Origin of the sequence: Kitasatospora sp. LaBMicrA B282 (assembly GCF_050325825.1) — a bacterium.
Lineage (GTDB): Bacteria > Actinomycetota > Actinomycetes > Streptomycetales > Streptomycetaceae > Kitasatospora.
The window spans coordinates 39,047-58,353 of record NZ_JBNQTI010000035.1 but is presented as its reverse complement, the minus strand read 5'-3'; the positions used below and the strand labels follow the sequence as shown (position 1 = coordinate 58,353).

Here is a 19,307-nt window from a genome sequence, read left to right as displayed (position 1 = left end):
CCTGGGCCCGGCCGGCCGGCGCGGCGCGCCCGGCCCCCGGCGGCGCGGCGGGCGGACCCGCCGGCTTGGTTCGGGCGGCGGCGCGATGGGATCCGGACATGCGATCGATCCTGCCAAATTCGACCACGGACGGTAAACCCGGGCCACCATAAATCCTCATGAAGAGGCGTCAGGCCCGGTGCGGGACCCGTGGCGTGGCCCGCGGCGGTCGGGTCAGAGGCGCATCGCCTGCGGGGTCTCCCGGCGCAGCGGGTCCGGGCCCTCGTACTCGCGGATGATCTCGTAGCGGGTGTTGCGCTCGACCGGCCGGAAACCGGCGTCCCGGATCAGCCCGAGCAGGTCGTCGCGGCCGAGCTTGTTCGGGGTGCCGAAGTTGTCCGCATCGTGGGTGATCTTGTACTCGACCACCGAGCCGTCCATGTCGTCCGCGCCGTGGCTGAGCGCCAGCTGCGCGGTGGTGACGCCGTGCATCACCCAGAAGACCTTGACGTGCGGGACGTTGTCGAAGAGCAGCCGGGACACCGCGAAGGTCTTCAGCGCCTCGGCGCCGGTGGCCATCTCGGTGCGCGCCATCAGGCGGTTGCGGACCACGCCGTCCTTGGAGTCGTGGAAGTCGTGCTGGTAGCGCAGCGGGATGAAGACCTGGAAGCCGCCGGTCTCGTCCTGCAGCTCGCGCAGCCGCAGCACGTGGTCGACCCGGTGGCGGGGCTCCTCGATGTGGCCGTAGAGCATGGTGCACGGGGTCTTCAGACCCTTCTCGTGCGCCAGGCGGTGGATCCGCGACCAGTCCTCCCAGTGGGTCTCGTGGTCGACGATGTGCTGGCGGACCTCCCAGTCGAAGATCTCCGCGCCGCCGCCGGTCAGCGACTCCAGCCCGGCGTCGATCAGCTCGTCCAGGATCTCGCTCGCGCTCAGCCCGCTGATCTTCTCGAACCAGTGGATCTCGGTGGCGGTGAAGGCCTTCAGCGAGACGTTCGGCAGCGCCGCCTTCAGCTCCCGCAGCGAGCGCGGGTAGTAGCGCCAGGGCAGGGTCGGGTGCAGGCCGTTGACGATGTGCAGCTCGGTGAGCGAGTCCGACTCCATCGCCTTGGCCAGCCGCACCGCCTCCTCGATCCGCATCGTGTAGGCGTCCTTCTCGCCCGGCTTGCGCTGGAACGAGCAGTAGGCGCAGGAGGCGGCGCAGACGTTGGTCATGTTGAGGTGGCGGTTGACGTTGAAGTGGACCACGTCACCGTTCTTCACCGTCCGCACGTGGTGCGCCAGACCGCCCAGCCAGGCCAGGTCGTCGCTCTCGTAGAGCGCGATGCCGTCCTCGCGGGTGAGCCGCTCCCCCGCGTAGACCTTCGCCTCCAGCTCCCGCTTCAGCCCTGCGTCCATGCGGTGAACCGCCTCCCACGTCTTCGATCCGATGGCTGTGCGCCGCGAACGAGACTACGCCTATGCGGTCAGCAGCTCGGACAGCAGCTTGGGGTCGAGGTTGCCGCCGCTGACCACGGCGGCGAAGCAACGACCGCGCAGCTCACCGGGCCCGCGCAGCTCCTCGGCCCGGTGCAGGTAGGCGGCGGTGGCCACGGCGCCGGACGGCTCGGCGACCAGCCGGCCGCGCCGGGCCAGCACCGCCACGGTGTCCCGGATCTCCGCCTCGGTGACCGTGACGATGTCGTCCACGTAGGCCTGCAGGTGGGCGAAGTTCAGCACGCCGACCGGGCTGCGCAGCCCGTCCGCGAGGGTCCGGTAGCGCTCCTGGGTCGTCCAGGGCCGCAGCTCGCCGGCCCGCAGGCTCTCCCGCGCGTCGGCCGCGAGCTCCGGCTCGACGCCGATCACCCGCACCCCCGGCGTGGTCAGCTTGAGCGCCGCCGCGGTGCCGCCGATCAGGCCGCCGCCGCTGACCGGGACCAGCACGGTGTCCAGCTCGTCCGGGGCGTCCTCGCCGATCTCCAGGCCCACGGTGCCCTGGCCGGCGATGATGTCCGGGTCGTCGTACGGCGGCACCCAGACGTAGCCGTGCTCCTCGACCAGCTCGGCGGGCCGGGTGTCCCGCTCCGCGGCCGGCACCAGCAGCACCTCGGCGCCGTAGGAGCGGGTGGCGGCCACCTTGACCTCGGGCGAGCCGTCCGGCATCACGATCACCGCGGTGATGCCGAGCTGCCGGGCCGCGTAGGCGACCGCCTGGGCGTGGTTGCCGCTGGACTGGGCGACCACGCCGCGGGCCCGCTCGGCCGCGGTGAGCTGGGCCAGCCGGTTGTAGGCGCCGCGGATCTTGAAGGCGCCGGTCGGCTGCAGGTTCTCCGGTTTCAGCCAGAGCCGGCGGTGGCCGTCCTCGGCCCAGGGGGCCGGGAGCAGCGGGGTGCGCACCGCCACTCCGGCTATCCGGCGCTGCGCGGCCCGCAGCTCTTCCAGTCCGACCAGTGCCATCGTCACTCCCGCCGATCTCGTCCCGGACCCGCTCCGCCGACCCGCGCCACTGCCCCGCGCCGCTCCCTGGGCGCCGCCGCTCAGTCCTGCAGCGGCAGCTCGCTCACCCGGTTCTCCCACTTGGTGGAGAGCACCACCGTGGTCCGGGTCCGGGCCACGCCCTTGGTCCCGGAGAGCCGCTTGACCACCGACTCCAGGCCCTCCACGTCGGAGACCCGCACCTTGAGCATGTACGAGTCGTCGCCCGCGATGAACCAGCAGTCCTCGACCTCACCGAGGTCCTTCAGCCGGCGTGCCACGTCCTCGTGGTCGGCGGCGTCGGTGAGCTGAAGGCCGATCAGGGCGGTGACGCCGAACCCGAGCGAGGCCGGATTGACGGTGGCGCGGTAGCCGGTGATCACCCCGGCCTGCTCCAACCGGTTGATCCGGTCCGTGACGCTCGGGCCGGACAGGCCCACCAGACGGCCCAACTCGGCGTACGAAGCGCGGCCGTTCTCCCGCAGCGCCTGGATGAGCTGTCTGTCCACCGTGTCCATGTACCGTCCGCGTCCTTCCGAACCGAGCCAGACCCCGAGAGCATTATCCGCAGTTCCAAGGTCACGCGGCGCGCGCAACCCGGATTTCGCAGACGTCAGATGTCGGCTGCCAGATATCGCAGAGAAGATACTCTCCCGGAGCGCTCCGTCTCACGCCCCCTCGGCAACTGCCGCCGCTCGGGCCGCCCCCAGCTCGCCCGCCCAGCGGCGGTAGAGCCCGTGCGGCACGCCGATCGCGTCCAGCACCCGACCCGCCACGAAGTCCACCAACTCCCTGGCCGTGGACCCGCCGGCGTAGAAACCGGGCGACGCGGGCAGCACCACGGCGCCGGCCGCGTCCAGCTCGACCAGTTGACGCAACGTCACTCCGTCGAGCGGTGTCTCGCGCAGGCAGACCACCAGCGGACGGCGCTCCTTGAGGGTGACCGCGGCCGCCCGCTGGACCAGGTCCTTGCTCAGCCCGAGCGCGATCCCGGCCACCGCGCCGGTGGTCGCGGGCACCACCAGCATCCCCTTGGCCGGGTAGGAGCCGCTGGACGGGCCGGCCGCGAAGTCGCCCGCGGTCCAGTACCGGACGCCGGCCAGCAGCGCCTCGTCGAACGGCTCGTCCCGGCCCAGCCAGGCGGCCAGGTCGGCCTGCCACTGCGCGTCCCGGAACGAGATGCCGGTCTCGTCCAGGATGGTCAGCCGGGCCGCCCGGCTGACCACCAGGTCCACCGCCTCCCCCGCGGCGAGCAGCGCCCGCAGCACCGCCGCCGGGTACGGCGTCCCGGAGGCACCGGTGACCCCGAGCACCCACGGCCGCCGCACCCCGGCCCCCGCCGACCCGCTCCCGTCCGCGCCGCTCCCGGCCGACCCACTCCCGGCCGACCCGACGCTGTTCACCGCTGCGTTGCCCATACCCCGCACCCTAGGTGGTGCGACGCGGGAGGATGGCGGCATGGCGCCGATCCTGCTCGACCTCACCCACCAGGTCACCACCGGCATGCCCGTCTACCCCGGCGATCCGGAGGTGGTGCTGCGCCCCGCGCTGACCACCGACACCGCCGGGGTCAACCTGCTGGCGGTGCACCTCGGCTCGCAGTCCGGCACCCACGTGGACGCGCCCTACCACGTGGACGTCACCTGGCCCACCCTGGACGGGCTGCCACTGGAGCGCTTCACCGGCCCGGCCGTGGTCGCCGACCTGCGCGCGCTGCCCGCCCGCAGCGCCGTCACCCCGGACCGGCTGGCGCCCGCGCTGGCCCGGGTGACCCCCGGTGCGGTGCTGCTGCTGGCCACCGGCTGGCCCCGGTTCTGGGGCACCGACCGGTACCTGGCCCACCCCTACCTGACCCCGGAGGCGGCGGCGGCGATCGTCGAGGCCGGGGTGCGCACGGTCGGGGTGGACGCGCTGAGCGTGGACCCAACCCCGGACCCGGGGCCGGGCGACCCGGCGGTGGCGGTGCTGCTGGCCGACCTGAGCGACGAGCACGACGGCGAGCCGGCCGCCGCGGCGCCGGAGCTGGCCGCGCACCGGATCCTGCTCGGTGCGCCGGGCGGCGGGGTGATCGCGGAGAACCTGACCGACCTGACCGCGCTGCTGGAGGCGCAGGCCCGGGAGAAGCCGGTCGAGGTGAGCCTCTTCCCGCTGCGGCTGGCGGCCGCCGACGGTGCGCCGGTGCGGGCGGTGGCCCGGGTGGGCTAGGGCGTGTCTTTCGGATCACGCCGGGCGGTCGCCGCCGGGGCACGCACCTCGACGGCTTCTCGTCAGTCGCCGATGCTCCGCATGGACTTCTTCCTCGGCGCCGCCGATGCACGCACCCCAACGCCGCCCGCTGATCCGACGTGATCCGAAAGACACGCCCTGGCCGTGCCGGCCCGGCGGGGCCGCTGCGAGCAAGGCCACAGAGCGATCAAGGCTGGTCACCAGGTACTGTCCGCGCGTGGAAAACGTGATTATCAGCCCCTCGGGTCGCCAGCTCCGGGCCTACCTGCTGCGGCTGGCGGCCCTGGTCGCGGTGATGTGCGGCGGCGCCTACCTGACCACCCGCAACGTGGCCGCCCTGGTCCTGGGCGTGGTGGTGGTCTTCGGCCCGCTGGCCCTCTCCGCCGCCCGCAGCCGCACTGTGCTGAGCCCGACCGGCATCGAGGTCCGGCGCTTCGTCACCGGCAAGCGGCGCTACCGCTGGGACGAGGTCGCGGAGATCCGCGAGGAGCAGCGCAGCGGCAGCCGGATGATGCGGGTCGAGCTGTCCGGCGGGCACACCTTCGTGCTGCCGGCCCCGGCCCACACCGCGCTCTCCCCCAACCCCGACTTCGACGCCGAGCGCGACCGGGTGCTCGGCTACCGCAAGCGCCGGCACGGCCGCCGCCGCTGAGGCCATAGGTCTAGACCAAGCCTTGCCGACCCGGTTAGGCTGACCGGCCATGGCAGAGATCGTCGGTGTGGTCGAGCGGCTCTGGCGCTACCCCGTGAAATCCACCGCCGGCGAGCGCCTGCTGGAGGTCGCCGTGGACGATCGCGGCCTGGCCGGCGACCGGCTCTACGCGGTCCGGGACGCCGACGGCAAGCTCGGCTCGGGCAAGAACACCCGGCGCTTCCGGCGGATGGACGGGCTGCTGCGGCTCGGCTCGCGGCTCGGGCACCGGCTCGACGGCCCCGAGCTGCTCGACCCGCTGGGCCACACCGTCACCGACCCCGACGCCTTCCTCCAGGCCTACCTGCAGCGCGCCGACGTCCGGCTGGCCCGCGAGGACGGCGTCTCGCACTTCGACCAGCTCCCGGTGAGCCTGCTGACCACCGCCACCCTGGACTGGGTCCGCGAGGCGGCACCGAACGCGCTGGTGGACGAGCGCCGGTTCCGCCCCAACATCCTGCTGCGCACCCCGCCGGGCACCCCGCCGTTCGTCGAGGACCAGTGGTTCGGCCACGAGGGCGAGCTGAGGTCGGGCGTCCGGCTGGCCTTCGTCCGCTCCAGCGAGCGCTGCGCGATGGCCACCGCGGCCCAGCCCGGGCTGCCGCGCGCCCCGGAGATCCTGCGGGTGCTGACCCGGGCGCACCAGAGCCGGCTGGACGCGCTGGCCACCGTGCACGCCCCCGGGCTGCTGCGGGTCGGCGACCGGCTGCGGCTGCACTGACCGCGGGGCCTGCCGGCCCCCGGCTCAGGCCGGCGCGTGGGGCGGCACCAGGCAGAACGGGTGGCCGGCCGGGTCCGCGTAGACCGCCCAGCCCTCGGCACGCTGCAGCAGGGCCGCGCCGTGCTCGGTGACCTCGCGCTCGGCGGCCGCCAGGTCCGCCACCTCGACGTCCAGGTGGAGCTGCTGCGGGTGCAGCGGGTCCGGCCACTGCGGCGGGTGGAAGTCCGCCACCCGCTGGAAGCCGAGCACCAGCCCGCCCGGCGTGTGCAGGGTGGACCACTCCTCGTCCAGCGACCAGCGCGGGTCGGGCCGGTCCACCTCGCCGCCGAACAGGACCTGGTAGAACCGGGCCAGGGCCGCCGGGTAGTGGCAGTCCAGGACCACGCACTGCAGGGTGCCGAGCATCGCCGTCTCCTTCGGCCGGAAGCCGTCACCGGCGATCATGCCGCACCGGCCCGGCGGCCGCTCGGCATTCCAGTCAGCTTCGGCCTTCCAGTCAGCTGAAGTGCAGGCCGCGCAGGATCAGGTCGAGCAGCGCGAAGCCGAAGAGCGAGATCCCGACGAACCCGTTGATGGTGAAGAAGGCCCGGTTGAGCCGCGAGATGTCGCCGGGGCGGACGATGCTGTGCTCGTACAGGAAGGCCACCACCACCACGGCCAGGCCCACGAAGAAGGCCGGGCCGGCGTGGGTCAGCACGCCGTACCAGCCGAGCAGGGCGCTGGTCACCAGGTGGCAGCCGCGGGCGCCGTACAGCGCCCCCGCCTGGCCGAACCGGGCCGGCACCGAGCGCACGCCCTCGGCCCGGTCGGTCTCGATGTCCTGGCAGGCGTAGATCAGGTCGAAGCCGCCGATCCAGACGCCGACCGCCAGCCCCAGCACCACGGCCTCCCAGGACCAGCTGCCGGTCACCGCGAGCCAGGCGCCGATCGGCCCCACCGCCTGCGCCAGGCCGAGGATCGCCTGCGGGAAGTCGGTGAACCGCTTGCCGTAGGGGTAGACCACCATCGGCACCACGGCGACCGGGGCGAGCCACAGGCAGAGCGGGTTGAGCAGCGCGGCGGCGCCCAGGAAGACCAGCAGCGCCACCGCCGAGCCGGTGTAGGCGGTGCGCACCGAGACCGCGCCGGTCACCAGCTCGCGGCCGGCGGTGCGCGGGTTGCGGGCGTCGATCTCCCGGTCGATGATCCGGTTCGCCGCCATCGCGAAGGTGCGCATGCTCACCATGGCGACGGTGACGATCAGCAGCTGGCCCCAGTGCACCCGCTTGTCGGCCAGGAACATCGCGGTGAGGGTGGCGATGTAGGCGAAGGGCAGGGCGAAGACCGAGTGCTCGATCATGACCAGGCGCAGGAAGGCCCTGATCTTGTTCGGGGGCGGTGCCTCGAACAGGTCGGCAGTGGTGCTCACAGCCCGTATTCCTTCCAGCGCTTCGTCACCCGTTCGGCGGTGGCCGGGTCCGAGGTGACCATCTCGGGCCACCCTCCGTCGCGGGTGTAGCCCTCCTCCGGGAGCTTACGGGTCGCGTCGATGCCCGCCTTGCCGCCCCAGAACTTCTGGTACGAGGCGTGGTCCAGGTGGTCCACCGGCCCCTCGACCACGCTCAGGTCGCGGCTGTAGTCCACGTTGCCCAGGGCGCGCCAGGCGACCTCCTGGTAGTCGTGCACGTCGCAGTCGGCGTCCACCACGACGATCAGCTTGGTCAGCGACATCATGTGGGCGCCCCAGATGGCGTGCATCACCTTCTGGGCGTGCTTGGGGTACTTCTTGTCGATCGAGACGATCACGCAGTTGTGGAAGCCGCCGGCCTCGGGCAGGTCGTAGTCGACGATGTCCGGGACCACCACCTTGAGCAGCGGCAGGAAGAACCGCTCGGTGAACTTGCCGAGCGGGCCGTCCTCGGTCGGCGGGCGGCCGACCACGATCGACTGCAGCAGCGGACGCCGACGCATCGTCAGGCAGTCGACGGTGAGCGCCGGGAAGAGCTCCTGCGGGGTGTAGAAGCCGGTGTGGTCGCCGAACGGGCCCTCGGGCAGCAGCTGGTCGGGCTCCAGCCAGCCCTCCACCACCACCTCGGCGTCGGCCGGCACCTGGAGCGGGACGGTCTTGCAGTCGACCATCCGGACCCGCTCGCCGGCCACGAAACCGGCGAACAGGTACTCGTCGATGTCGCCGGGCAGCGGGGCGGTGGCGGCGTAGGTGACCACCGGCGGGCAGCCGAAGGCGATGGCGACCGGCAGCCGTTCGCCGCGGCGGGCGGCCACCGCGGCGTGGTTGCGGCTGTCCTTGTGGATCTGCCAGTGCATCCCGATGGTCCGCTTGTCGTGCCGCTGGAGGCGGTAGAGCCCCAGGTTGCGCACGCCGGTCTCGGGATCCTTGGTGTGGGTGAGGCCCAGGTTGAAGAAGGAGCCGCCGTCCTGCGGCCAGGTGAAGAGGGCGGGCAGCGCGTCCAGGTCGACCTGGTCGCCGGTCAGCACCACCTCCTGCACCGGAGCCTCGGTCGGCTTCACCTTGCGGGGCGGTACATGCGTCATCGAGGCCAGCTTGCCGAAGGCGTCGCGCACTCCGGTGAAGCCGTGCGGCAGTTCGGGCTTGAGCAGGCCGGCGATCTTCTCCGCGATGTCGTCCGGCGACTTGAGGCCGAGCGCCTTGGCGAGCCGCGCCTCGGTGCCGAACACGTTCATGGCCAGCGGCATCGTGCTGCCCTTGACGTTCTCGAAGAGCAGCGCCGGCCCCTTGGCCTTCTGCACCCGGTCGACGATCTCGCCGATCTCCAGGTACGGGTCGACCTCGACCTTGATGCGCTTCAGTTCGCCTTCGCGGTCGAGTGCCCGGAGAAACGAGCGGAGATCGTCGTATGCCATGCCTGCCAGTATCGGCTACCCGCTAGCCTGGCCAGGTCATCAGGGCCCGCCCAGTCCGCTCGGCGCGGCCCGGCCGCCGCCCGGCCTGGGGGGAGTTCCCGCATGTGGGATGTCGCGCTGTTCCTGGTCGTCCTGATGCTCTGGATCTGGGCCTTCGTCGACTGCCTGACCACGCCCGACGACGAGGTCCGGTACCTGCCCAAGGTGATCTGGCTGCTGCTCATCCTCTTCACCGGTGAGGTGCTGGCCGGCCCGGTCGCCTGGCTGCTGGTCGGCAAGCGCCGCTTCGCCCGGACCGCCGCCCGCGCCGACCGCGCCGCCCGCGCCGCCCGGGCCGACCGCGCGCCCGAGCCGACGCCCGCCCGGTTCGTGGCGCCGGACGACAACCCGGAGTTCCTGGCCGCGCTCGGCCGGGAGAACGAGCGCCGCCGCCGCGAGGGCGGCACTTCCTGAACCCGCGCCGGTCGCGGTCCTTGGCCGGCGCCGGTCGTCCGCCTTGGCCCGCGGCTGGCCCGCGCTGGTCCCGTGCCTGGCCCGTGCCTGGGCCGGACCAGGTGATCGACTCGCTATAGGTTTTGGCGCATCCCTACCATTGCGGTGGTATGGCTCGCTGCAAGAATGCGACCGCGCCGCCACCGCGAAACGGCCCCGGCCGGACCTCGGAAGATCCCCGGAACACCGGCTCTGAGCTGGGAAGTCTCCGGTTCGATCCGGGCCCGCCCGGCGGTCGCCCGGCAACAGCCGGTGCGACCTGCGCGACGGGTGGGGCCGGCGGCCCCCATTCCACCCCCGGTCGATTTTCTGTTGAGCCTCGACAGGTAAACCCGTCGGACCTTGTACGGAATCAACGCCGAAACCAAGTGCTCCGGCCTCGTAATGTCGTAGGGGAAGCAGGAAATCGCAGCCGGAGCCCGCACTCGACACCGACTGCTCGCTCGCTCAGACCTTGGGAGTTCGAGATGACGGTGTTGCAGGAGGCCGCTGCCGGGGAACCCGCGGACACGCGGGGCCGGGTCGCCGAGCTGCGGGAGCTGCGCGAGCAGGTCCGCCGCGGCCCGAGCGACAAGGCGACCGAGGCGCAGCACGCCAAGGGCAAGCTGACGGTCCGTGAGCGGATCGACCTGCTGCTGGACGAGGGCTCGTTCCACGAGGTGGAGCAGCTGCGCCGGCACCGCGCCCAGGGCTTCGGCCTGGAGGCGAAGAAGCCGCACACCGACGGTGTGGTCACCGGCTGGGGCACCGTGCACGGGCGCACCGTCTTCGTCTACGCGCACGACTTCCGGATCTTCGGTGGCGCGCTGGGTGAGGCGCACGCGCAGAAGATCCACAAGATCATGGACATGGCCATCTCGGCCGGTGCGCCGCTGGTCTCGCTGAACGACGGCGCCGGGGCCCGGATCCAGGAGGGTGTCACCGCGCTGGCCGGTTACGGCGGCATCTTCCAGCGCAACACCAAGGCCTCCGGGGTGATCCCGCAGATCTCGGTGATGCTCGGCCCCTGTGCCGGTGGCGCCGCCTACTCGCCGGCGCTGACGGACTTCGTCTTCATGGTCCGCGAGACCTCGCAGATGTTCATCACCGGCCCGGACGTGGTCAAGGCGGTGACCGGCGAGGAGATCAGCCAGAACGGCCTGGGCGGCGCCGACGTGCACGCCGGTGTCTCGGGTGTGGCGCACTTCGCCTACGACGACGAGCAGTCGTGCATCGAGGAGGTGCGCTACCTGCTGTCGCTGCTGCCGCAGAACAACCGGGAGATGCCGCCCTCGGTGCCCAACGACGACCCCGTCGAGCGTTCCTGCGAGGCGCTGCTGGACCTGGTGCCGGCCGACGGCAACCGGCCCTACGACATGCGCAAGGTGATCGAGGAGGTCGTCGACCACGGCGAGTACCTGGAGATCCACGAGCGCTGGGCGACCAACGTGCTGGTGGCGCTGGCCCGGATCGACGGTCACCTGGTGGGCATCATCGCCAACCAGCCGCAGTCGCTGGCCGGCGTGCTGGACATCAACGCCTCGGAGAAGGCGGCGCGTTTCGTGCAGATGTGCGACGCCTTCAACATCCCGCTGGTCACCCTGCTGGACGTGCCCGGCTTCCTGCCCGGCGTCGACCAGGAGCACGACGGCATCATCCGCCACGGCGCCAAGCTGCTGTACGCCTACTGCAACGCCACCGTGCCGCGGATCTCGCTGATCCTGCGCAAGGCCTACGGCGGCGCCTACATCGTGATGGACTCCCGCTCGATCGGCGCCGACCTCTCCTACGCCTGGCCCACCAACGAGATCGCCGTGATGGGCGCCGAGGGTGCCGCCAACGTGATCTTCCGCCGCGACATCAACGGCGCCGAGGACCCCGAGGCGATGCGGGCCCAGAAGATCAAGGAGTACAAGAGCGAGCTGATGCACCCGTACTACGCGGCCGAACGCGGGCTCGTCGACGACGTCATCGACCCCGCCGAGACCCGCACGGTGCTCGCCCACGCCCTGGCCATGCTCCGCACCAAGCACGCCGACCTGCCCTCCCGCAAGCACGGCAACCCGCCCCAGTGACCACCGCGCGGCCGCGCGCCGCCGACGGCCACGACCCGACGGCGCGCACCGCCCGACGACGAACCACCCACCTGAAGCTTCCCGGGGGAGAACCCGACATGACCGCTTCCGCCGAACCGCTCATCAAGATCACCCGCGGCACCCTCAGCGACGAGGAGCTCGCCGCCCTCACCGCGGTGCTCACCGCCCGCGCCGCGGCCGCCCAGCAGCCCGCCGTCGCGGTGGTGCGGGAGATCACCAACTGGCAGCGCCCCGAGCGCCGGCCCGTCTACTACTCGCCGGTCAGCTGGCAGTGGGCGGCCTGACCGGCAGCCCCCCGCAGCACCGCAACCGAGCACCCGTCGCCGTCCCGGCGCGGGTGCTCGGGCGTTCCCGGCCGCGGCCGGATGGCCGGGCGCCAGAGGGTCCGCCGCCGGAGGGTCGGGCGCCGGAGGGTCAGGCGGCCACCAGGGCCGAGGAGCGGCCCGCGTGCATCACGCTCAGGTGGTCGGCCAGCAGCTGCGGGTCCTGGGCCAGCCAGAGCCGCAGCGCGGCCCCGAGCATCGCGCAGCCGGAGCCCAACCGCACCCCGGTGGCCCGGGCCACCCGCTCCGCCGCGGGCACCAGCAGGTCGGCCAGCGGCGCGGGCAGCCAGACGGTCAGCGCGCACGGCGCGGGTTCGGCCAGCGCCGCCAGCAGCCGGTAGGCGCGGGCGGTGTCGTGCAGCGTCGGCAGGACGTCGAGCAGCCCGTCGGCCACCACCTCGGAGAGGTCGCTGCGGTGCCCCTGGGCGAGGCGCCGCAGCAGCGCACGCTCCGCGACGGTGATGCGGACCGTCAGCATGAGCTCCTCGCTGTCCATCTCGCGCTCTCCTCGCCATCGGGACGCCCGGTTCTTTTGGTACCGGTACGTCCTACTTTGTCACAGCGGGTCGTCCGTTCTGACACTGCCCAGCAGTACCGGTCATGACACCCCGTCCGCCACTTGTCTCGACTGACTCGCGATCAGTTCTGCTGCGGGGCAGGGCTCCTGGGGCGCCCTCGAGCGAGGGCGCCCCGACTGCGGGGCCGGTCAGCCCACGCCGGCGTACGAGTGCTTGCCGGTGATGAAGATGTTGACGCCGTAGTAGTTGAACAGGAAGCAGGCGAAGGCCAGCAGCGCCAGGTACCCCGCCTTGCGGCCGCGCCAGCCGGCGGTGGCCCGGGCGTGCAGGTAGGCCGCGTAGACCACCCAGGTGATGAAGGACCAGGTCTCCTTCGGGTCCCACTCCCAGTACTTGCCCCAGGCCGCCTCGGCCCAGATCGCGCCCGCGATGATGGTGAAGGTCCAGAGCGGGAAGACCAGGGCGTTGATCCGGTAGGAGAGCTTGTCCAGGGTCGCGGTGGCGGGCAGCCGCTCCCAGACCGAGGCCGCGGTCCGGAACGGGCCGCCGGGCAGGCCGGCCGCCTTGCGCTGGTCGTAGGCCTCGCGGCCCAGGTAGAGCGCGGTGGAGGCGAAGGCCGCGTAGAACGCACCGCCGCAGATGATCGCGCAGGTGACGTGGATGCCCAGCCAGTAGGAGTGCAGCGCCGGCACCAGCTGCTCGTCGGCGGTGTACAGCACGCTGGTGGCCAGGCCCAGGGTCAGGCAGGCGGCCACCACCGCGGGCAGGCCCATCCAGCGGACCGGCTTGCCGAGCGCCATCAGCACCAGGTAGGTGCCGATCATGGTGACGCCGAAGGCGCAGGAGAACTCGTACATGTTCCCCCACGGGAACCGGTCCGTGGCCATGCCGCGGAAGAGCACCCCGCCCGCGTTGGCCAGGAAGCCGACCACGGTGAGCGAGATCGCGATCCGGCCCGCCAGGTCGCCCTTCTCGCTAGTGCCGGCCGCACCCAGGCCGTCGACCTGCTGCTCCTCGCCGCGGCCGCTGGTGACCACGATGTTGCCCTCGCCGGCCAGCGCGGTGCGGGTCAGCGTGGTGGTGCCGCCCTCGCCGGTGGCGACCGTGACGGTCACCTTCTTGGCGGCCCGGGCCGCCTGGGCCTGCCCGGCGGCGGAGGCCGCGGCGGCGGCCTCGCCCAGCGAGGCCTGCTCCACCGAGCGGCGGGCGACCGCGCCCTTGCTGCCGAAGGTCCACTCGAACATGTGGGCGAACATGGCCAGCGCGTAGACGAACATGGCCGAGTAGATCAGTTTGTCGGAGATGCCCGCGAGCTGGGCATTGACCCCGATGGCGAGGTGCGTCACCGTTCTCTACTCCTTGGTTTCCGGGGCGGCGGGGGTGGCATCGGTTGCGGCTTCCTCGGCGGCTGCGTCCGCGGCGGCCGGTTCCTCGGCGGCTGGGTCCGCGGCGGGGGCCTCCTCGACGGGGGCCTCCGCGTCGTCCAGCGCCGGGGCGTCGTCCTGCAGGTCGACCGCCAGGTCGGCCAGTTCCTCGGCGATCTTCGCCGACTCGCTGCGGGCCAGACCGGCCAGCTCGACCAGGGTCCGGCCGTCCGGGGTGGCGACCGCGCGCACCCAGATCCGGCGGCGCTGCACCAGCAGCGAGCCGATCAGGCCGGCGATCGCCAGCACCGCGCCGGTCAGCGCGACGTAGTTGCCGGGGCGGTGCGAGATGCTGAAGCTGGCCCACTGCTTGTAGCCGTCGAAGCTGATCGAGCCGTAGCCGTCCGGCAGGGTCCAGCCCTGGCCCGGCACCAGCTTGGCGCGGGCCGGCTGGTCGTCCTGGGTCAGCTGGGTCAGGTGGCTCAGGTCCAGCTGGTAGACGTTCTGCGGCACGCCGGAGTCGGTGCCCAGGTCGCCCTCGTAGGCGGTGAGCACCAGCGCCGGGTTGGCGTCGCCCGGGAAGAGCGAGCGCGGGCCGGTGTTGGCGTCGAAGGCGTCCGGCGCGGTCGGCAGGAAGAACCCGGAGAAACCGAGCTGCACCTTCTTGCCGTCCTTCTGACCGTAGTCACCGACCTTGATCACACCGGTCGAGGTCAGGTTGGCGTCCTGCGGCAGGAAGGGGACCGCGTCGTGGTAGACGACCTTGCCGGACCCGTCCTTGACCGTGATCACCGGCGCGAAGCCGTGGCCGATCAGGAAGACCTTGCTGCCGCCGATCTCCAGCGGGTTGTTGACCGAGATGTTGCCGGTCCTGCTCCTGCTCGGGTCGGAGCCGGTCCAGTAGTGCACCTTGGCGTCGAAGGTGCGCGGCTGGCCCATCTGGTCACCGGTCAGCTGGTAGGTCGCGTCGAAGCCGTCCAGGTGGAAGCCGAACGCGTCCAGGTCACCGGGGCCGTAGAACCGCGAGCCGTTGAAGTCGTCCATCTGGGTCAGGGTGTTGGTGTACCCGTCCCCCTCGACGACCAGCTTGCCGCCGGTGCCGCTGGCCAGGCTGGCCCAGGCGAAGCCGGCCAGCAGGGCGAAGAGCGAGAGGTGGAAGAGCAGGTTGCCGACCTCGCGCAGGTAGCCCTTCTCGGCCGCCACCGAGGCCCCGCCCTTGCCGCCCGCCGAGCCGTGCGCCCGGAAGCGCCGGCGGCGCAGCTGCCGCTCGGCGGCCGCGACCGCGGTGGCCGGGTCGACGTCGGTGTGCCAGGCCGCGTAGACCGGCATCCGGGTCAGGTTGGCCGGCGCCACCGGCGGCTTGGCCCGCAGCACCCCGACGAACTGCCAGGTGCGCGGGACGATGCAGCCGGCCAGCGAGACGAAGAGCAGGATGTAGATCGAGGAGAACCAGACCGAGCTGTAGACGTCGAACAGCTGGAGCTTCTGGTAGATCGGGGTCAGGCCCTTGTGCGCGGCCTGCCAGGTCTGCACCTGGAAGGCGTTCTCCGCGGTCTGCGGGATCAGCGAGCCCGGGATCGCGGCGAGCGAGAGCAGGAAGAGCAGGATCAGCGCGACCCGCATCGAGGTCAGCTGCCGCCAGGTCCAGCGCAGCCAGCCGAGGACTCCTATGCCGGTCGGCCCGTCGGACTCGACCGGCGCGGTGCTGAGCCGCTCGGCGGACGCCTCGTCGGCCGGTGTGGCCCCGGTCTCGGGCTTCAGGTCGGTATCGCTCACGGGTCAGATTCCGATCAGAGTGTCGCCGAAGGCGTACTGGAGCTGGTTGGTCAGGTAGTCCCAGCCACCGGTGATCAGCAGGACGCCGACCACGACGAGCATGCCGCCGCCGATCCGCATCACCCACTGGTAGTGCCGCTTGATGAAGGCGAAGGCGCCGAGCGCCCGGCGGAAGGCGAGCGCCGCCAGCACGAACGGCAGGCCGAGGCCGAGGCAGTACACCGCCATCAGGAAGGCGCCGCGACCGGCGCTGGCCTGGTTGATCGAGAGCGCGTTGAGCGAGCCCATGGTCGGCCCGATGCACGGGGTCCAGCCGAGCCCGAAGACCACGCCGAGCAGCGGGGCGCCGAGCAGCCCGACCGCCGGGCGGCGGTGCGAGCGCATCTCCCGGGTGCTGAAGCCGGGCAGCACCCCCATGAAGGCCAGGCCCATCAGCACCGTGAAGCCGCCGAGGACGTAGTTGATGACCTTCTGGTGGTCCTTCAGGTCCTGCCCGAGGTAGCCGAAGAGCGCCCCGGCCGAGACGAAGACGAAGGTGAAGCCCAGGATGAAGAGCAGCGAGCCGGCCAGCATCCGGCCGCGCCGCCGGCCCCCGGCGTCCGCCAGGTCGGCGGCCGAGAAGCCCGTCACGTAGGACAGGTAGCCGGGCACCAGCGGCAGCACGCAGGGCGAGAAGAAGGAGACCAGCCCGGCCGCGACGGCGACCGGGACGGCGAGCAGCAGCGGGCCGCTCAGCACGGTCTGGTTGTCCGAGAAGGCCAGCTGGACGGCGGTGGGCAGCGTCCCGATCACGAGTGCTGCTCCGCCAGCAGCGGCGTGAGCATGGCGTCCAGGTCGTAGGTCGACATCGGCTTCATCGCGCGCCCGGCCAGCCGGCCCTGCCGGTCGATCACCAGCGTGGTCGGAATGGATTCCGGATTCAGCGATCCCTTGGGGAACTTGAGGATCTGGGTGCCGTCCGGGTCGTAGATGCTCGGATAGGTGATGCCCTGGTTGACCTCGAACTGCCGGGCATTGGTGGTGGAGGTGTCCCGGGTGTTGATGCCGAGGAACTGGACGCCCTGCGCCTGGTACTTCTCGTACGACTGCTCCAGGCCCTTGGCCTCCTGCCGGCACGGCGAGCACCAGGAGCCCCAGATGTTGATCACGACGATCTTGCCGGAGTAGTCCGCGAGCGAGACCTGCTTGCCCTCCAGGTCCGTGCCGCTGATCACCGGCGCCGGCTTGCGGCCGGCCGCCGGGACGGTGTCGATCCCGCTGCTGCCGGTGACGAATCCGGCCTGCGCGTCGCCGCTCCCGCCGGAGCCGGTGGAGCTGCATCCGGCGACGGTGAGGACGGCTGCGGCGGCGGTGAGCAGTGCGGCCATGCGGAAGCGGGGCGTACCAGACATGTGAAAAGTTTCGCATGGCAGTTCAGGGGCCTTGAGGGGGGTCGGCCTTTGCGTGTCGACCCCCCGCTGAACTGGCCTTGTAAAGATCCTTTAAGCGCTGGATGAGAGCGCGGGAAAGTTAGGCCCCGAAGCTTTTCCCGACCGGCTTGTCGCCCTTCTTCCCCTTGCCCACCAGATGGGCCGGCAGCAGGTCGCGGGCCGGCTCGCGGTAGCCGACCGAGACCAGCTTGTCGCCCTCGTAGGTGAAGCTGGTGATCGAGGCCAGCGAGCACTGCCGCTTGCGCGGGTCGTGCCAGAGCCGGCGCTTCTCGGCGAACGAGCGGGCCGTCCAGACCGGCAGCTGGTGGCTGACGGCGACCGCCTCGTGCCCGCGCGCCGCGTCCCGGGCGGCGGCCAGCGCGCCCATCATGCGGACCGCGATCTCCAGGTACGGCTCGCCCCAGGACGGGCGGAACGGGTTGGTGAGGTGCTTCCAGTAGCGCGGGTTGCGCAGCGAGCCGTCGCCCACGCCGAAGGTCTTGCCCTCGAACACGTTGTCGGCCTCGATCAGCCGGTCGTCCGAGGCCACCGTCAGCCCGTGCGACTTGGCGGTCGGCTCGGCGGTCTCCTGGGCCCGCTCCAGCGGGGAGGCGACCACGTAGGTGATGTCCCGGCCGGCCAGGTGCTCGGCGACCCGGTCGGCCATCTGCCGGCCCAGCTCGGAGAGGTGGAAGTCGGGCAGCCGGCCGTAGAGCACGCCCTCGGGGTTGTGCACCTCGCCGTGCCGGACCAGGTGGACGGTGGTGACCTCGAGGCCGGCCCCGTTCGACGCAGTGGTGCTCATCGCAGCTCCTCCGCGGGCTTGGCCAGCGCGGCGGCCTTGGCAGCGGCCGGCAGTGCGGCGGCGATCCGCTCCAGGGCGCGCTCGTCGTGCGAGGCCGAGACGAACCAGGACTCGAAGGCGGACGGCGGCAGGTAGACCCCGTCGGCCAGCAGGCTGTGGAAGAACTCGGTGAAGCGGAAGGCCTCCTGCCGCTTGGCCGAGGCGTAGTCGGTGACCGGCTCCTCGGTGAAGAAGACCGAGAACATGCTGCCGGCCCGCTGCACCCGGTGCGCCACGCCCTCCTTGGCCAGCGCCTCGCCGACCAGCGCCGAGACCGTGTCGGCGACCTGGCCGACCTTGGCGTACACCTCGTCGGTGCAGGCCCGCAGCTGGGCCAGGCCGGCGGCGGTGGCGATCGGGTTCCCGGACAGGGTGCCGGCCTGGTAGACCGGGCCGGCCGGGGCCAGGTGGGCCATCACGTCGGCGCGCCCGCCGAAGGCCGCGGCCGGGAAGCCGCCGCCCATCACCTTGCCGAAGGTGAGCAGGTCGGGCGCCCAGCCCTCGTGCGCCGCCTCCAGGCCGTACCAGCCCGCCTTGGAGACCCGGAAGCCGGTCATCACCTCGTCGGAGACGAACAGCGCGCCGTTCTCCCGGCAGAGCCGGGCCAGGCCGGCGTTGAAGCCGGGCAGCGGCGGCACCACGCCCATGTTGCCGGGCGCCGCCTCGGTGATCACGCAGGCGATCTCCCCGGCGTGCCGCTTGAAGGCCTCCTCGACCGCGGCCAGGTCGTTGTAGGGCAGCACGATGGTGTCGCCGGCCTGAGCGCCCGTCACGCCGGGCGTGTCGGGCAGCGCGAAGGTGGCCACCCCGGAGCCGGCGGCGGCCAGCAGGGCGTCCACGTGGCCGTGGTAGCAGCCGGCGAACTTGATCACCTTGGCGCGGCCGGTGAAGCCGCGGGCCAGCCGGATCGCCGACATGGTGGCCTCGGTGCCGGAGGAGACCAGGCGGACCTGCTCGACCGGAGCCACCCGGGCGACGATCTCCTCGGCCAGCTCCACCTCGCCCTGGCCGGGGGTGCCGAACGAGGTGCCCTTGCCGACCGCCTCGCGGACCGCGTCCAGCACCGCCGGGTGCGCGTGGCCGAGGATCATCGGGCCCCAAGAACAGACCAGGTCGACGTACTCGCGGCCGTCGGCGTCGGTCAGGTAGGGGCCGCTGCCGGAGACCATGAAGCGCGGCGTGCCGCCGACCGCGCGGAAGGCCCGCACCGGCGAGTTGACCCCACCTGGGGTGACGACCGACGCGCGTTCGAAGAGCGACTGGGACTGGGGTGCTTCATAGGGGTAGCTCACGAGACGACATCTTCTCAAACGGCTCCGGTAACAAATCGTGTCCTTCTCCTCTGCATGTCGGACCCGATCATCTGGAACGATGATCCGTGTGCGGGCGCGCGCCCGGCATCCCGCACACTGGAGAGGGAGCGGTTCGCGCCCCGGCTCGGGCGGGAGCCGACGCGGCCCGATCGAGGCTGAGCGGCTGCGGCCGCTCGGCAGCCGCACAACGGGTGACAAAAACGGTAGAAAGGGACCTCCGGCGGGACACCGGAGGTCCGGGGGTCTGTCGATTCCGGCGA

The 19,307-nt window shown here is 72.0% G+C and carries 20 protein-coding genes; 6 read left to right on the top strand and 14 right to left on the bottom strand.

Translation table 11 applies throughout. The features are described from left to right. Window positions 1-213 precede the first annotated feature (213 nt). The 4 genes from mqnE to ACQRUO_RS12920 all read right to left on the bottom strand — a co-directional run bounded on the left by mqnE (window position 214) and on the right by ACQRUO_RS12920 (window position 3,851). The gene (gene mqnE, locus ACQRUO_RS12935; protein ID WP_428315987.1) at window positions 214-1,377 is read right to left on the bottom strand and encodes an aminofutalosine synthase MqnE; all 1,164 of its coding nucleotides are present in this window, start codon (window positions 1,375-1,377) and stop codon (window positions 214-216) included. Between the two features lie 60 nt (window positions 1,378-1,437). Then, a complete protein-coding gene (locus ACQRUO_RS12930) occupies window positions 1,438-2,415 on the bottom strand; it encodes a threonine ammonia-lyase (RefSeq protein WP_428315986.1) in 978 nt (325 codons plus the stop codon). An 80-nt stretch (window positions 2,416-2,495) separates the two neighbouring features. Further along, window positions 2,496-2,951, bottom strand: a complete 456-nt coding sequence (locus ACQRUO_RS12925) for an Lrp/AsnC family transcriptional regulator (protein WP_428315985.1) — start codon at window positions 2,949-2,951, stop codon at window positions 2,496-2,498. 150 nt (window positions 2,952-3,101) lie between these two features. Beyond that, window positions 3,102-3,851, bottom strand: coding sequence for a UbiX family flavin prenyltransferase (locus tag ACQRUO_RS12920; protein ID WP_428315984.1), 750 nt, complete (start codon window positions 3,849-3,851; stop codon window positions 3,102-3,104). A gap of 40 nt (window positions 3,852-3,891) precedes the next feature. On the opposite strand from ACQRUO_RS12920, the gene ACQRUO_RS12915 reads away from it, so the two are divergent. From ACQRUO_RS12915 to ACQRUO_RS12905, 3 genes are all read left to right on the top strand, one after another. Continuing rightward, entirely contained in the window at window positions 3,892-4,638 is a 747-nt protein-coding gene (locus tag ACQRUO_RS12915) for a cyclase family protein (RefSeq protein WP_428315983.1), read from the top strand. A 238-nt stretch (window positions 4,639-4,876) separates the two neighbouring features. Beyond that, the gene (locus ACQRUO_RS12910; RefSeq protein ID WP_428315982.1) at window positions 4,877-5,311 is read left to right on the top strand and encodes a PH domain-containing protein; all 435 of its coding nucleotides are present in this window, start codon (window positions 4,877-4,879) and stop codon (window positions 5,309-5,311) included. Between the two features lie 49 nt (window positions 5,312-5,360). Further along, a complete protein-coding gene (locus tag ACQRUO_RS12905) occupies window positions 5,361-6,071 on the top strand; it encodes an MOSC domain-containing protein (protein ID WP_428315981.1) in 711 nt (236 codons plus the stop codon). A 24-nt stretch (window positions 6,072-6,095) separates the two neighbouring features. Here ACQRUO_RS12905 and ACQRUO_RS12900 read toward each other — a convergent pair whose 3' ends face one another. From ACQRUO_RS12900 to ACQRUO_RS12890, 3 genes are all read right to left on the bottom strand, one after another. Then, the gene (locus ACQRUO_RS12900) at window positions 6,096-6,476 is read right to left on the bottom strand and encodes a VOC family protein (RefSeq protein ID WP_428315980.1); all 381 of its coding nucleotides are present in this window, start codon (window positions 6,474-6,476) and stop codon (window positions 6,096-6,098) included. A 91-nt stretch (window positions 6,477-6,567) separates the two neighbouring features. Further along, complete coding sequence (mqnP, locus tag ACQRUO_RS12895; RefSeq protein WP_428315990.1) at window positions 6,568-7,488, bottom strand: menaquinone biosynthesis prenyltransferase MqnP; 921 nt, start codon at window positions 7,486-7,488, stop codon at window positions 6,568-6,570. Beyond that, complete coding sequence (locus tag ACQRUO_RS12890) at window positions 7,476-8,933, bottom strand: menaquinone biosynthesis decarboxylase (RefSeq protein WP_428315979.1); 1,458 nt, start codon at window positions 8,931-8,933, stop codon at window positions 7,476-7,478. Before ACQRUO_RS12890 ends, mqnP begins: the two co-directional genes overlap by 13 nt. Window positions 8,934-9,035: 102 nt before the next feature. Here ACQRUO_RS12890 and ACQRUO_RS12885 point away from each other — a divergent pair, with 102 nt between their 5' ends. From ACQRUO_RS12885 to ACQRUO_RS12875, 3 genes are all read left to right on the top strand, one after another. Then, a complete protein-coding gene (locus ACQRUO_RS12885) occupies window positions 9,036-9,386 on the top strand; it encodes a PLDc N-terminal domain-containing protein (RefSeq protein WP_428315978.1) in 351 nt (116 codons plus the stop codon). 506 nt (window positions 9,387-9,892) lie between these two features. Next, on the top strand, window positions 9,893-11,479 hold the full coding sequence (locus ACQRUO_RS12880) for an acyl-CoA carboxylase subunit beta (RefSeq protein ID WP_428315977.1): 1,587 nt from the start codon (window positions 9,893-9,895) through the stop codon (window positions 11,477-11,479). A gap of 98 nt (window positions 11,480-11,577) precedes the next feature. Next, complete coding sequence (locus tag ACQRUO_RS12875; RefSeq protein ID WP_428315976.1) at window positions 11,578-11,784, top strand: acyl-CoA carboxylase subunit epsilon; 207 nt, start codon at window positions 11,578-11,580, stop codon at window positions 11,782-11,784. Window positions 11,785-11,914: 130 nt separating this feature from the next. Here ACQRUO_RS12875 and ACQRUO_RS12870 read toward each other — a convergent pair whose 3' ends face one another. From ACQRUO_RS12870 to hemL, 7 genes are all read right to left on the bottom strand, one after another. Next, on the bottom strand, window positions 11,915-12,319 hold the full coding sequence (locus ACQRUO_RS12870; protein WP_428315975.1) for a hypothetical protein: 405 nt from the start codon (window positions 12,317-12,319) through the stop codon (window positions 11,915-11,917). 210 nt (window positions 12,320-12,529) lie between these two features. Further along, window positions 12,530-13,687 carry a c-type cytochrome biogenesis protein CcsB gene (ccsB, locus tag ACQRUO_RS12865; protein WP_428315974.1) on the bottom strand — a complete coding sequence of 386 codons (1,158 nt, stop codon included), beginning with the start codon at window positions 13,685-13,687 and terminating at the stop codon, window positions 12,530-12,532. A 6-nt stretch (window positions 13,688-13,693) separates the two neighbouring features. Beyond that, window positions 13,694-15,481 (bottom strand): cytochrome c biogenesis protein ResB, encoded by a 1,788-nt coding sequence (resB, locus tag ACQRUO_RS12860; RefSeq protein WP_428315973.1) that lies wholly within the window; start codon window positions 15,479-15,481, stop codon window positions 13,694-13,696. A 3-nt stretch (window positions 15,482-15,484) separates the two neighbouring features. Beyond that, window positions 15,485-16,270: a cytochrome c biogenesis CcdA family protein gene (locus tag ACQRUO_RS12855; RefSeq protein ID WP_428315989.1), complete on the bottom strand. Its 786-nt coding sequence runs from the start codon at window positions 16,268-16,270 to the stop codon at window positions 15,485-15,487. Next, the gene (locus ACQRUO_RS12850) at window positions 16,270-16,872 is read right to left on the bottom strand and encodes a TlpA family protein disulfide reductase (protein ID WP_428315972.1); all 603 of its coding nucleotides are present in this window, start codon (window positions 16,870-16,872) and stop codon (window positions 16,270-16,272) included. The genes ACQRUO_RS12855 and ACQRUO_RS12850 overlap by 1 nt, the downstream gene beginning before the upstream one ends. 118 nt (window positions 16,873-16,990) lie before the next feature. Continuing rightward, window positions 16,991-17,695, bottom strand: coding sequence for a histidine phosphatase family protein (locus tag ACQRUO_RS12845; RefSeq protein ID WP_428315971.1), 705 nt, complete (start codon window positions 17,693-17,695; stop codon window positions 16,991-16,993). Next, complete coding sequence (gene hemL / locus ACQRUO_RS12840; protein ID WP_428315970.1) at window positions 17,692-19,026, bottom strand: glutamate-1-semialdehyde 2,1-aminomutase; 1,335 nt, start codon at window positions 19,024-19,026, stop codon at window positions 17,692-17,694. Before hemL ends, ACQRUO_RS12845 begins: the two co-directional genes overlap by 4 nt. Between the last annotated feature and the right edge of the window lie 281 nt (window positions 19,027-19,307).